General features: G+C 69.7%; 18 protein-coding genes. 14 read left to right on the top strand and 4 right to left on the bottom strand.

All coding sequences use genetic code 11. The features are described 5' to 3' along the window. The first annotated feature begins 1 nt into the window (after position 1). The 7 genes from ACFWVV_RS24825 to ACFWVV_RS24795 all read left to right on the top strand — a co-directional run bounded on the left by ACFWVV_RS24825 (position 2) and on the right by ACFWVV_RS24795 (position 5876). On the top strand, positions 2 to 1330 hold the full coding sequence (locus tag ACFWVV_RS24825) for a glycoside hydrolase family 6 protein (protein WP_384354511.1): 1329 nt from the start codon (positions 2 to 4) through the stop codon (positions 1328 to 1330). Positions 1331 to 1559: 229 nt separating this feature from the next. Then, the gene (locus tag ACFWVV_RS24820; RefSeq protein WP_384354512.1) at positions 1560 to 2381 is read left to right on the top strand and encodes a hypothetical protein; all 822 of its coding nucleotides are present in this window, start codon (positions 1560 to 1562) and stop codon (positions 2379 to 2381) included. Beyond that, positions 2378 to 3544: a peptidoglycan-binding protein gene (locus ACFWVV_RS24815; RefSeq protein ID WP_384354514.1), complete on the top strand. Its 1167-nt coding sequence runs from the start codon at positions 2378 to 2380 to the stop codon at positions 3542 to 3544. Before ACFWVV_RS24820 ends, ACFWVV_RS24815 begins: the two co-directional genes overlap by 4 nt. Before the next feature lie 28 nt (positions 3545 to 3572). Beyond that, entirely contained in the window at positions 3573 to 3938 is a 366-nt protein-coding gene (locus tag ACFWVV_RS24810; RefSeq protein WP_384354516.1) for a hypothetical protein, read from the top strand. A 24-nt stretch (positions 3939 to 3962) separates the two neighbouring features. Further along, the gene (locus tag ACFWVV_RS24805) at positions 3963 to 4301 is read left to right on the top strand and encodes a hypothetical protein (protein WP_384354517.1); all 339 of its coding nucleotides are present in this window, start codon (positions 3963 to 3965) and stop codon (positions 4299 to 4301) included. Beyond that, complete coding sequence (locus ACFWVV_RS24800) at positions 4298 to 5050, top strand: collagen-like protein (protein WP_384354519.1); 753 nt, start codon at positions 4298 to 4300, stop codon at positions 5048 to 5050. Before ACFWVV_RS24805 ends, ACFWVV_RS24800 begins: the two co-directional genes overlap by 4 nt. Positions 5051 to 5198: 148 nt before the next feature. Then, positions 5199 to 5876, top strand: coding sequence for a hypothetical protein (locus ACFWVV_RS24795; RefSeq protein ID WP_384354521.1), 678 nt, complete (start codon positions 5199 to 5201; stop codon positions 5874 to 5876). On the opposite strand, the gene ACFWVV_RS24790 is transcribed toward ACFWVV_RS24795, so the two are convergent. Then, entirely contained in the window at positions 5877 to 6020 is a 144-nt protein-coding gene (locus ACFWVV_RS24790) for a hypothetical protein (protein ID WP_384354523.1), read from the bottom strand. A 91-nt stretch (positions 6021 to 6111) separates the two neighbouring features. On the opposite strand from ACFWVV_RS24790, the gene ACFWVV_RS24785 reads away from it, so the two are divergent. The 5 genes from ACFWVV_RS24785 (at position 6112) to ACFWVV_RS24765 (ending at position 9485) form a co-directional block, all read left to right on the top strand. After that, entirely contained in the window at positions 6112 to 6423 is a 312-nt protein-coding gene (locus tag ACFWVV_RS24785; RefSeq protein WP_384354525.1) for a hypothetical protein, read from the top strand. Positions 6424 to 6493: 70 nt separating this feature from the next. Then, the gene (locus ACFWVV_RS24780) at positions 6494 to 6742 is read left to right on the top strand and encodes a hypothetical protein (RefSeq protein ID WP_384354527.1); all 249 of its coding nucleotides are present in this window, start codon (positions 6494 to 6496) and stop codon (positions 6740 to 6742) included. Positions 6743 to 6898: 156 nt separating this feature from the next. Continuing rightward, positions 6899 to 7303, top strand: coding sequence for a hypothetical protein (locus tag ACFWVV_RS24775; RefSeq protein WP_384354529.1), 405 nt, complete (start codon positions 6899 to 6901; stop codon positions 7301 to 7303). Continuing rightward, complete coding sequence (locus ACFWVV_RS24770; RefSeq protein WP_384354531.1) at positions 7300 to 8337, top strand: tyrosine-type recombinase/integrase; 1038 nt, start codon at positions 7300 to 7302, stop codon at positions 8335 to 8337. The genes ACFWVV_RS24775 and ACFWVV_RS24770 overlap by 4 nt, the downstream gene beginning before the upstream one ends. Next, positions 8334 to 9485 (top strand): hypothetical protein, encoded by a 1152-nt coding sequence (locus ACFWVV_RS24765; protein ID WP_384354533.1) that lies wholly within the window; start codon positions 8334 to 8336, stop codon positions 9483 to 9485. Before ACFWVV_RS24770 ends, ACFWVV_RS24765 begins: the two co-directional genes overlap by 4 nt. Before the next feature lie 4 nt (positions 9486 to 9489). On the opposite strand, the gene ACFWVV_RS24760 is transcribed toward ACFWVV_RS24765, so the two are convergent. The 3 genes from ACFWVV_RS24760 to ACFWVV_RS24750 all read right to left on the bottom strand — a co-directional run bounded on the left by ACFWVV_RS24760 (position 9490) and on the right by ACFWVV_RS24750 (position 10641). Then, the gene (locus ACFWVV_RS24760; RefSeq protein ID WP_384354535.1) at positions 9490 to 9693 is read right to left on the bottom strand and encodes a DUF6011 domain-containing protein; all 204 of its coding nucleotides are present in this window, start codon (positions 9691 to 9693) and stop codon (positions 9490 to 9492) included. Between the two features lie 139 nt (positions 9694 to 9832). After that, positions 9833 to 10213, bottom strand: a complete 381-nt coding sequence (locus ACFWVV_RS24755) for a hypothetical protein (RefSeq protein ID WP_384354537.1) — start codon at positions 10211 to 10213, stop codon at positions 9833 to 9835. A gap of 11 nt (positions 10214 to 10224) precedes the next feature. Beyond that, on the bottom strand, positions 10225 to 10641 hold the full coding sequence (locus ACFWVV_RS24750) for a hypothetical protein (RefSeq protein ID WP_384354539.1): 417 nt from the start codon (positions 10639 to 10641) through the stop codon (positions 10225 to 10227). A gap of 226 nt (positions 10642 to 10867) precedes the next feature. Between ACFWVV_RS24750 and ACFWVV_RS24745 the strand changes: the two genes are divergently transcribed. Continuing rightward, positions 10868 to 11383 (top strand): hypothetical protein, encoded by a 516-nt coding sequence (locus ACFWVV_RS24745; protein WP_384354541.1) that lies wholly within the window; start codon positions 10868 to 10870, stop codon positions 11381 to 11383. A gap of 83 nt (positions 11384 to 11466) precedes the next feature. Continuing rightward, positions 11467 to 12456, top strand: a complete 990-nt coding sequence (locus tag ACFWVV_RS24740; RefSeq protein WP_384354543.1) for an ERF family protein — start codon at positions 11467 to 11469, stop codon at positions 12454 to 12456. The last annotated feature ends 32 nt before the right edge of the window (positions 12457 to 12488 follow it).

Raw genomic sequence — 12488 nt, 5'->3', positions numbered from 1 at the left:
CGTGGGCGTGTACGGCGACCTCGTCACCAACAGCAGTTTCACCGCCGGGATGACCGGCTGGTGGTCCGGCGACCCCGCCAAGGTCACCGTCGCCACCCCGGGCATCGGCATCGCCGCGACCGCCACCATCGACGCGGTCAACCCGTGGGACGCCCTCTTCGGCCAGGACAACATCACCCTGCGCAACGGCTGCCACTACACCCTCAGCTTCACCGCCCGCGCCTCCCAGCCGGGCACCGTTCTGCGCGCCCAGGCTGCCCTCACCGCTGCCCCGTACACGCCGGCCGTCGACAAGACCGTCACCCTGGGCACCGTCGACCGGCACTACGTCTTCCCCTTCACCTCCACGCTCGCCACCACCGCGGCGTCCGTGTCCTTCCAGTTCGGGCAGTCCACCCCGGTCACCGTGTACGTCACCGAAGTCCGCCTCACCTGCAGCACGGTGCGCGAGGGGTTCTATGTCGACCCGAACGGCAATGCCGCCACCTGGGCCGCCGCCAACCCGGGCGACCCTCGCACCCCGAAGATCGTCCGCAGCATCGCGCAGCGCCCCGGCGCCCGCTGGTACGGCGACTGGACAGCCAACGTGACCACCGAAGTCGCCGCGTACACCACCGCGGCCGCAGGCCTCGGCAAGGTCCCCATCCTCACCGCCTACAACATCTACAACCGCGACAACGGCGGCGAGTCCTCCGGCGGCGCCTTCACCCCCGACCTGTACGAGGACTGGATTGACGCCTTCGCCGCCGGGCTCGGCGACCGGCCCGCACTGGTCATCCTGGAGCCCGACGCCCTCGCCCAGCTCGGCAACCTGCCCCCCGCCCAGCGCACCCAGCGCCTCGCCTCCCTCAACTACGCCGTCACCTCCCTCGCCGCCCAGCCCTTGGCCCTCACGTACCTCGACGGCGGCAATGCCACCTGGATCAGGGCCGCGGAGATGGCCACCCGCCTCAAGGACGCGGGCATCGCAGGCGCCCACGGCTTCGCGGTCGGCGTCTCCAACTTCGACGCCACCGACGTGTCCTGTACCTACGGCAACGCAGTCACCACCGCCCTCACCGCCCTCGGCGTGCCCGGCAAACGCTTCGTGGTGGACACCGCCCGCAACGGCAACGGCGCCATGACCTCCGTCGGCCAGCACGTCGACTACTGCAACCCGTCCGGCCGCCGCCTCGGCGTCCCTTCCTCCATCGGCGTCGGCGGCGCCGAATACCTCCTCTGGATCAAGTACCCAGGCGACTCCGACGGCCAGTGCGGCACTGCACCGCCCGCCACCCCCGCCGGAACGTTCTCCCCGTTCCTCGCCGAGAACCTCATCGACGGCATCTGAGCACCGGGGAACCCCCACACCCCGGGCCCGTACGCTTGGATCACCGGGCGACCCTCCGCCCGCCGCACCACCCCGCGAGGGACTGGCACCAGATCGACCGTCCTGGGAAGAGACGGCTCCTGGTGGCAGCACGTCACTCAGGACCGGCCTCATGACTCCGGGCACGGTTCTGGGTGACAGCCAAGTCAGCCATCAGCTCTGGGCGCGGGGAGTGCAGGAGCACGGGCGAGTGCCCGACATCTCGGTACGCAGCTACAGGCCGCGGCCCCACCTGGGCCGCCACCTCGTGCTGGACCCACGCAGCCTCGCGTACTGCCCGGCCTTTGACGGGCTGCCCTGGCATGTCACCGCGTGGGAGCCGCGCATACCGGTCCTCGACCAGCGCCACCTCATCGGCCAGGGCATCTCCACCCGCCTGTCCTACGGCACCGACACCGACCTCGACGCCCTCGCCTCGTGCACCGGGAACGCGGCGACCGCCCTGATGTCGATCCTCCTGACGCGCACCCAGGCCAAGGCCGCAGGCATGGACCTCGCGTGCCCGTCCGCCGCCCAGCACTACGCGATCGGCCTGTACGCGGACGCCACCGAACGCGACGCCTGGCACGACGCGACCTGGCCCTCCCAGGACTGCGGCTCCTCCGGCCTCGCCGTCACCCAAGTCCTCCACCAACGCGGCCTCATCACCCACTACGAGCACGCCACCAGCGCCGAAGAGCTGTGCACGCTCCTCCAGCACGGGCCCGTCCTGATGGGCCTGCCCTGGCACTCCACGTTCAGCAGCCCCGGCCCGGACGGCTTCATCGACACCGACCCCACCTGGGCGGCATCCCCCCTCGAAGGCGGCCACGAAGTGTGCGTCACCGCCCTCGAGCGGATGACCACCACACTCTCCGGCACCCTCGACCCCGAGTACACCGTCATCCGCTTCCGGAACTCCTGGGGCCTTTCCTACGGGGACCACGGCGACGGGCGCATGTACCTCTCCACCTACCTGGCCCTCCGCGACCAGATCGACATCGTCCAGCCCCTCATCGGAGCCCGCCCATGAGCACCTTCCACGTCGCGGTCGACCACCTCGACCCCGACACCTCCGAGACCACGACCGCCTACTACGGCACCGTCGACCAGGACCACGTCGACACCGTGCGCGCCCTCGCCGCCCTCCCCGACGTGGACCGCCACGTCCTCGAGCACCCGCGCATCCCCGGCGCCCTGTGCGTCCTGCGCGTCGACGGCGACCTCGACGTGTACGTCCCCGTCGACGCCCCCGAACCCCGGGTATACCCGCCCGACCCGGAACCCAGAACCACCCCCGAAGGCCTGCCCCGTGGCGCCACCGGGCCCGCGTACATCGACGGCGTACTGCGCCTAGGCGGCCAGCGCATCGGCGGCGCCATGGACACCCCGGCCGGACCCCCGCGGATGACGTGGCACACCACCGAGTCCCCGGCCGGCGGAAGCTACCTGCGCAGCGTCGCCGCCTATCTCATGCGGGTGGGGGCAGAACCGCAGGTCATCTACGACCCGGTCACCGACGAGCTTGCCCAGTTCGGGCCGCTCACCCAGTCCGGGCGAGCCCTCCGCAACGACGGCTCCCGCCGAACGAACCGCGAGGGCAAAGTCAACGTTCAGGTAGAGGTCCTAGCGCGGGCCAAGGACCCCTGGACGCGAGGCTTCGACCCGGCGAAGAAGCCGAACTTCCGCAAGCTGCTCGCCGCCGGACGAGCCCACGGCATCCCCGACGTGTGGCCGGCGGGCAAGCCCGCCGCGACCGCATCCGCCGCCACAAAGCGCGACCGGACGGTGTGGCAGACCAAGGGTGGCCACTACGGGCACTGCAACGTTCCTGGAAATGATCACTGGGATCCGGGTGCGATCGACACGAGCATCGTGCCGGGCAAGCCGCCCACCACGACCCCGTCGAAGCCACCGGCCTCGAGCGCGTACGAGCCGTTCCCCGGCGCCAACTTCTTCCACACCGGCCGCCGCAGCCCGATCGTCACCGCGATGGGCCGTCGCCTCGTCGCCGAAGGGTGCGGGCGCTACAACTCCGGTCCCGGCCCGCAGTGGACGCTCGCCGACAAGGCGTCGTTCGCGGCCTGGCAGCGCAAGTACAGCACCACCAACAGCCTCGGCTGGTCGGCCGAGGACTGCAACGGCATCCCTGGCAAGACGTCATGGGACGCCCTGAAGGTCCCGAAGCAGCTCTGACCGGCCCATCCCATCCAAGGAGTGCACCGTGAACACCGTCAAGATCTTCGGCCGTGAGCCGGTCGCCTGGCTTACCCTTTTCGCCGTCTGCGTGAAGCTCTTCAGCGCTTTCGTCCTTGAGGTCGACCCTAACGTCCAGGCCTGGGTGAACGCCGTTGCGGCCGCCGCAATGGGCGTGGCCATCGCGCTCATTGTCGATGACGGCGCAGTGGCCGCCGTTCTCGGCCTGGTACAGGCAGCACTAGCCCTGGCCGTCGGACTCGGCGCGGACCTCACAACCGTGGAACAGGGCCTGATCCTGTCCGCCCTGTCGCTCGCGCTCGGCGGGTACGAGCGCACCCAGGTCACCGCACCGGTCCCGGCGAAGGCCGTCCGGGCCGCCCCGGTCGCCTGAGCGCCTTACCCACCGGAGCGTCGCATGTCTGATGAGCCGTCCAACGGCGAGCTGTGGCGGCTCATCGCGCGCCTGGACAACCGCTTCGGCGAGTTGAACACCCGCCTGGACAAGGTCGTTTCGTTGGACGTCTACACGGTCCAGAACGGGTACGTGGCGCAGCGACTCGAACAGCACCAGGCCGACATCCAGCGCAGCACCGATACGACGGCGGCCCTTGAGGACGCCTTTGAGGCGTACCAGAGGGACGAGGCGAAACGCCGGGATGATGAGCGGCAGCGGCGCCTGTACCAGGCGATCGTGCCCGTCCTGATGGGCTTGCTGTCGGTGGCGGTAGCGGTGTGGGCGGTGGTGGCGAGGTGAGCGAGGCCCGACACCGCCCACCGTCCCGTCTGCGCTGGCGCCTGCGGCGGCCGACCCTCCCGAAGGCGGAGTGGATGGTCGCCATGACGCTGGTCTTCGTCGTCGTCTTCCTGGGGTGGCTGGCCGTGCAGGTCGTCTCCCTCACCCACGAGCTCAGCACTGCCAACCTCGCCCGCGACGCCCTGGCCCGCCAGGTACAGGGCCTCGGGGAGAAGCCGGTGGCCGGCCCGCCCGGTTCGCGCGGAACGTCCGGGCAGAGCGTCGTCGGCCCGCAGGGACCCACCGGGCCGCCGGGCTCGGCCGGGATCCCCGGCGTACGGGGGCCCTCCTCAACTCCGGTTCCCGGTCCCTCTGGTCCCTCAGGCCCTCCGGGCCCAACAGGGCCTCCTGGCAGGGAGGGTGAGAACGGGGACGACTCCACGGTCCCCGGCCCGTCCGGGGTGCCTGGCTCTGCAGGATCCCCAGGTTCCCCCGGACAGGACGCGACGGGCGCGCCAGGCCCGGCCGGACAGGACGGGTCCGCAGGCCCGCCCGGTGCGAACGGGGCGCCTCCCGCCGGGTGGACGTACACCGACCGCGACGGCGTCCGCTACACGTGCACGCCCGTCGACGGATTCGACCCGGCAGCCCCGCGCTACACCTGCGCCCCCGAAGGCGGAGGAGAGGACCCACCACCCTCTCCGTCGCCGGGGGAGTCACCGATGGGGGCGATCACGACAGGTCTCGGCACGGACCGGAGACGCTGGTAGGCCTGCCTGTCACCCAACAATCGGAAGTAAATAACGTGATCTTGCAAAGCTGATCTGCTGCGCCTCCCGTTTGCCCATTTGTCCCCTCCTTCGCAACGGAACAGCAACAGGAGCACCGAAGGGCTCGGGGTCTTCCTACGCTGCACGCATGGGTATCGAGGGTTGGTCATTCGTTGTTGCGGTGCTCGCTCTGTTCACCGCAGGGTGGGTCGGTATCTACGCCCGGTCCCAAGCGGCTTCGGCACGGGGCCAGTTGGAGGTTGCGCAGCAGGTACGTCGCGAGCAGAACGAACCGTACGTCCTCGTCACGATCCGACCGCAGGAGAGCACTCCGGGTCTCCTTGTCCTGGTGGTGCAGAACACCGGCCCGACCATGGCCCGGGACGTCAAGATCACATGCAGTCCGGATCTCTCGTCGTCGATCGGAGATGACGTCACTGAGGCTTTGCAGTCCGCGCTGGCACGGACGATTGCCATGCTTCCCCCCGGCCAACGGCTTGAGTACCTCTTCGACACCGGCCGGAGGTTCCAGTCTGATCTGCCGATGGTCTTCGAGTTCACCGTGGAAGCTCAGGGGCCAATGGGGCCGGTGGAGCCTCTGCACTACGTCGTCGATCTTCACTCGCTGACTGAGGCGCTGATGGGCGAGCGACCGACGAAGCAGTTGGAGAAGGAATTGGAGAAGATCTCCAATCAGTTCAAGGAATTCGTGAAGTCGTACGAGACGGCGAACCAGCAGGAAATCAGCGCCACCGTTGCAAGGCGTCGCGAGGAGTGGCAGAGGCGCAACGCAGAGCGCGAACGCGGGAACGGGGCAGACGAGTAGTCACTGTTCGGCGCCGGTCAGGTGGTCTGCTTGGGCCCGAAGTGCGGCTGTCTTCTCCAGCCACATGCGCTCGTCGGCCGTGCGGGGGCCGCCCGGTCCGCCGCCGGCGATCTGCTGGACACGGTCCCAGCAGGCCTGCCACACCGCTACCCCTGCGTTCCGAGCAGCGCGAGCACTTGCGCCGGGTCTTCCAACGGCCGACCGTTTAGGGATCGCTGTCAGGCATGCTGGGTTCATGGCATCCGAGGCAGAACGCAAGCTGAACGAGGTGTACGGGTGGTCGGTGGAAGAAGTCAACTTCGGCCGAGAGGACGAACCCGATGTCGACGGCTGCGTGCTCGTCAATTACGTCGGGGACGGCGTCGCAGCCAAAGTGGCCGCTCGGCCCGGGCTGAGCAAGGAGCGGCGGGCCGGCTTTGCCGCGTGGGCGTTGCAGATCCTTGAACGTTTCATCGAGCACGGACCGGAGTTCGATGGATGGCAGAAGCGCAGTGATGAGGGGTGGCAGCTGTGGGGACGCGTTCACCAGCTTCCTTCCGCCGACTAAGTCCTCTGACGGATAGGGAGAGTTGCATGATTCGACGTGAGACGTCCTGCGTCGGCGAGGAGCGGCACCGTTGAGCCCGGAGGACGAGGCCACTGCTCACCTGCTGGTCACTGCTGCCTTCCACGATGCCGCCGCCAGTGCCGATGAGCGGGGGGATGCCAGGATCGGAGACTTCTCCCGGGCTGTCATGCGGCAGTTCGAGGAGCACCGACGTCTTGAAGGGGCGTTGTACGAGGTCGTCACGAAGTACGCGCAGGAGCATGCGACGGCCGAGGAGGAGGCAGCTTTGTGGCGTTGGATCGCAGAGGTGCGGCCGTGAGTGATCGTCTGTGCGCGGCCGGGAGGAAGGTCCGCGCTTACGATCGTTCCTGACGAAGTACCGGACCCTCCCTCCGTTTGTGTGTCGCGGGGCTCTCTCGTAGGCCTGGTTCGCGATAAGCTCACATATCGTGGATCAAGGTGAGGGAGTCCGACCATGACGCGCCACTCCGCACGGGAGCCTGGAGTCCGGGGGCTTGCGCACTGCCCTTCCCCGACCGCCGTCGTCCTCGGCGACACCCTGGCCGAGGTCTGCGCCTGTATGCACCCGGACGACGTCATGCCGCCGGTGCACTGGATGACCGACGACGGCCGGTCCATGTACTGCCGCTGCGGACCTCGGCTGCCGCTGCTGCACCGCACCAACGGGGCGGCGATGCCGACCTCCTTCACCGGAGCGACCGCCTGCTTCACGTGTTCGCAGGGGCTGCTGGGCCGTCACTTCGTCTCGCGCCGCGCCGTCACCGAGCGCTGCTGCTACTGCGGCACACCAGCGGATCCGGTCGGAGGCTGGGAGCTCAAGAGCCACCCCGCCCTCGGGGTGCCGGGAGCCCGGAAGTGACCGGCACCCCGCAGCACCTGGTGCCCGCCGAAGCCCAAAGCCCCCTGCTCCCGAGCGAGTTCAGCCCGGAACTGCGGGCCCGGCTGGCCGCCCTCGATGCCGCGTCCGACACCCACTCCGACGAGCAGCGCCCCGACAACACCACCCGCGCCTACGACTCCGACTGGAAGGCCTGGACGGCGTTCTGCGCCCAGTTCCAGATCCCACCGACCGCCGCGACCCGGGGCACGCTGCGCGCGTTCGTGGACTATCTGTGGAACCGGGAGGAGCGCGCGTACTCCACCGTCGACCGCAGGATTGCCGGGGTGACCGTGAAGCTCCGTAAGGAGTTCCACGTCGTCGTCGACCCGGAGGCAACCGCGGCAGCGCGTGAGCTGCTGAAGGACTACCGCAAGCAGTCCCAGGCGGCCGGGGAGCCGGCCCGCGGCCGGGGCAAGGCGCCCGCCCTCCGCCTGGTCACCCTGCGGGAGATCGCCGCCACCTGCGACAGCGACATCTTCGGCATCCGTGACCGGGCGATGCTGCTGCTCGGCTTTGCCATCGCCGCCCGCCGCGCGGAACTTGCCGGCCTGCGCCTGCGCAACGTCGTGCCCGACGACAACGGGCTCCTGGTCCACGTCGCCGTCTCCAAGACCGAGCCGCGGACCGTGCCCGTCCCCTACGGGGAACACGAAGGGACCTGCCCGGTGCGGGCCTGGCAGGCCTGGGTGGACGCTGCCCGGATCGCCGACCCCGACCGGCATGCGTTCCGCCGCATCCACCACACCGGCGCCGTCCAGCCCCAAGGGCTCACCCCGCAGCGCGCCGGGGACCTCATCACCGCGGCCGGACTGCGCGCGGGCTGCGAGAACCTGTTCACCGGGCATTCCGTGCGCTCCGGGTTCGCCACGGAGGCCCGCCGGGCAGGCAAGGACCGCAAGGCGATTGCCGCCGTCACCGGCCACAGGGAGGGCTCCAAGGTGCTCGACGGGTACATGCAGATCGTCGACCAGTGGGACGAGAAGGACAACGCACTGATCGGGCTCGGCTTGTGACCGGGCAGGGCCGCACCCACGCACCCTCGGTACGCCAGCTCCACGCGCTGATCGACACCGTGGAGGCGGACGTGTCGGCGTCGCGGCTGCGGCAGCTGCGGATGGTCGCGGACATGTTCGGGCGGGCGGTGGGCCGCGAGGAGTTGCCCGCCCGGGCGGAACGCACGGTGGCCCAGCTGTTCACGTGGGCGGCGCTGCCCCCGTTCTGGGAGCTGGCGGTGGCGGGAGAGCTCGCGGAAGACGGGAGGTCCTCGGGGGTGCCGATGCCACTGGCGACGCAGCGCATTGTGCGGGACTGCCTCGCCCGGCTGGCCGAGTTGGCAGTGCCGGACAAGAAGGTGTCGCTGCCTCAGGTGCCGCAGTCGGCTGCCAGGGCGACGGTGCCCGCTGAACAGTTGGTGCCGTTGTACCGGCGGCTGGTGGAGATGGCGGGTATCGGCCCGCTGGACCGGCAGGGGGTCGGGTTGTCCTTCGAGGACCGGACGCGGTTGCTGGCCATGGTGGCGGTGGTGCTGGATACGGGGTCGCGGTCGGGGGAGCTGGAGCGCCAGCGGATGTCGGACCTGGCGGACGGCGAGAAGGCGCTGCGGGTGGAGCGGCGGCCGCAGAATGCGACACATCTCCCGGCCCTGGAGCGGGTGTGGCCGTTGCGGAACGGCACGCAGGTGGCGCTGCGGCGGTGGCTGGAGGTGCGCGAGAAGCTGGTGTACGGCGTGGACGGGGGCCGGGAGGCGCTCTGGGTGACGCTGGTGGCTTCGCCGGCCGGGCCCAAGGGGATCTCGATCCGGGGGCAGGGGATTCGGAAGGCGTATGCGCGGGGGATGGCGGCGTTGAACTGGGTGATGGCGGGTGAGTTCGGGTGGGAGCCGTTGCCGTTGACGTTGGAGCAGTTGTCCCGGACTGTGCGGGCGGAGCTGGGTGAGGTGCGTCCGCCGCGGGAGAAGCCGCCGGGTCGCCCGGTGGGGCGGCCGCGGTTGCCTGAGGATCGTCCTCTGGAGCATGGGAAGCCGTCGACGTACAAGCATCGGGGGTGCCGGTGTGCGGAGTGCCGGGAGTCGGTGGCGAACCTGCGTCGTGCTTACCGGCGTCAGGCGGCGGCGCGGGAGGCTGAGCGGCGGGAGCGGCGGGCGCGGAGGGGCGGGCGGTAGTGGGTCAGGTGCCGGGGAGGGTGTCCTGGTCGACCTGGTGGGTGTCGGCGGCGCCGGGGCGCCGCTGGGGATCGCAGTCGGGTCCATAGCCGTTCAACCTCGACCGCGGGCTCGTGAGTTCGGCCCCGCAGCGCCGACAGTAGCGGTGGCGGTAGCCGGTCGTCGGGTTGTCGATGAGGGTGGGCTGGTCGGGGTGGCGGTGCTTCACCTGGCCAGTGTGCCTTCTACGTGAAGAGGGTGGCAGGGTTGCGCGTTGATCGGCTACGCTTGCCGCATTGTCTGCGGCGTATGCGCAGAGTTGAGGCCACCACCCGAATGCGGGGCGGTGGCCTTCGTGGTTCGTGGGCTTAGGCGGCCGTACGGATCGTGATTCCGTGACGCTCGGCCATGTGAAGGCAGCGGGGGCACGACACCTTTCGGTCCGGGCTCTCGTAGAGGCCCCAGAACTTCGCCTGGGGCTTGCACAGGGCGTCGCCGGTGTCGCGGTTGAGCCGGCCAGAGTGAATCGGCTGGTCGAGTACGGCGTGTTCGCCGTTGTTCATGTTCGGTCCCTGCCGGAGGTGGAAGGCGGTTCGTACGTGCGCGGAGGAGACGTACGGGTCTACGGGCGGCAGTTTCCGCGCTTCGGTGTACGGGGTGGCTGTGGGGGGCGCGGGGTCACCCTCGCCGGGGTGGTCCCGTTCATATGCCGCCTTCATGGCGTTGAACATCTCCTGGAAGCTGCCCATCGTCGTCTCCTCTACGCGGCGAGTGTGGTTGCGGTACGGGGGAGGTAGTCGCGGCCGAGTTCGCGGGCGATGACCTGGGCGGTGCTCCGGACGATGGTGACGATGTGTCCGGCGGGGGTGGTGGGCTCGGGTCGGGTGAGGGCGTAGGCCATGCGGTGCGTGGTGTAGGTGAGGATGCGGTCGACGCGGACGGTGCGGGTCTCTTCGGAGTCGCGGTCCATGCCCTTGATGACGATGTGCCCTTCGGCGGTGGTGGACACCTCGTAGAGCTCCAGGGTGCGGACCGTGGTGATGAGGCGTCCGGTTCGGCGGCCTGCGTCGTCCTTCTCCTCTTTAAGGAAGGTGAGGGTGACGGGGCGTTGGTGGTCGAGGGCGCGGTAGAGGTCGGTGAGGGTGCGGGTGGTGGTCTGGGTGTTGGTGTGCCGCATCTGGTGCCCCCGTGTGGTTGGTGTGGGTTCACCGTAACCCATATTGCATTGCGCGCGCAAGACAATATGGGTTACGGTGTGGAGGCAGCACAGGGAACCTCCCCGCACCAGACGTATTGCATTGCCCCTGCACCGAAATATGAGGAGACTAGGGATGCCCCCAACCCCCAGCCGGCGCCCACCCGACCGCCCCACCCACGGCAGGCGCCCGAAAGGACGCCCCACCGTGCCTGCCCCCAACCGCCGCGCCGCCACCGAAGCCGCCCTCCCCCAAGCCCACGCCGCAGTCGCGTTCCTGCGCGCCGAGGGGCAGGAGGACCTCGCCGACGCGGTCACGGTGGTGACCGAGTACGCCGCCGACTCCGCAGCCCGGCAGACCCGGAAGGCGGAGACGAACAGTCACAGCGCACCCAGCTTCACCATCGCCGGCACCGCCTCGGACGTGCAGCGGGTCAAGAGCCTGTCCCCGAACGTCACCAGTGACGTCATCGAGGGCTTCGAGCGCTTCCTGGCAGGCGAGTGGGAGCCGGCCCAGCCGGAGCGCTCCCGCCGGCACAGCGGGCAGGCGCGGGAGGCCATCACCATCCGCGTCCCTGCCGACCTGGTGGACAGGGTGAACGAGCGGGCCGCCCACTACGCGACCGAGCACAACTTCCGGACGGGCCGCGGCTACGACCTGCACGCGCGCAGCATCGCCCTGCAGTGGCTGATCCGGAAGTACCCGGAGCCCACCACCACGTAGGCACCACCGGGCGGCAGCGGGACCCGGACGCCGACACCGGGCCCGCCACCCCTCCTTCTCCTTCACCTTCTTACGGAGACCTCATGGCTGACGCCATTGAGGCCCCCGCCACCAGCACCACGGCGGAGGGCCCCACCACGCACACCCAAAACCAGGCCCACCCGACAATCTTCGAGCTCATGAACCGCGTCATGCGCGACGTGCGCAACGTCGGCAAGGACGGCTTCAACGACCACCAGAAGTACAAGTTCCGGGGCGTTGACGGCGCGATCGGCGCCCTCGCGCAGCCGCTCCGTAGCCACGGGGTGTTCATGACCCCGGAAGTCCTCGACTGCGAGACCGAGGTGCGGGGGGAGATGAACGCCGTCCGCATGCGAGTGGCGTTCCACTTCTACGGCCCGGCCGGCGACAAGGTCACCGCCATCACGATGGGCGAGGCCTCCGACACTGCGGACAAGGCGTCGAACAAGGCGATGTCCGCGGCTCTGAAGTACGCCCTGATCCACACCTTCATGATTCCCGTCGACGAGGGCTCGCTGGACGACGGGGACCGCGACCACCCGGCCGGTGCCCGCTCGCCCGCCGACGAGTACGTGGAACGGCTGCGCAAACCTGCGGTGTGGAACAGCGTGGCCGCACTGCAGGGGATGCATGGCGAGGCCAAGGCGGACGGGTTGCTGAACGCCACGGTGGCGGGCCTGGACGGCACCGACACGACGCTGGGCGCCCTCCTGGTCGCCCGCGGCACCTCCCTCAAGGAGGAAGCCGCAGCGCGGGAGGAGCGCAAGGCTGCGGAGCTTCCTGCCGCTGCTGCACAGGTGTCCGCCGAGCACGGCGTCGACTACCTCGACCAGGTGATGGCCAAGGTGCAGAAGCACTGGAAGCACTCCGAGGAACTGACGAAGACGCTGGCCGAAGCAGGCCGCCGCGGGCTCCTCCACCGGCAGGTCGACGGCCCGCTGGGCACCCCGGTGTCCTTGGGTCCGATGGTCACCGCCCGTATCGCCGAGCTCAAGGCGCTGGAGGCCGAGGAGACCGAGCACGCCCGCACTGCCGAGCGGAGCGCCGGATGAGCCCTGCCGGCACACCCCTCAGGATCCGTAAC

It is taken from the genome of Streptomyces sp. NPDC058663 (assembly GCF_042716745.1).
Lineage (GTDB): Bacteria > Actinomycetota > Actinomycetes > Streptomycetales > Streptomycetaceae > Streptomyces.
Note: the sequence above shows the minus strand (reverse complement) of the source record. Positions and strands in the feature narration are given on the sequence as shown.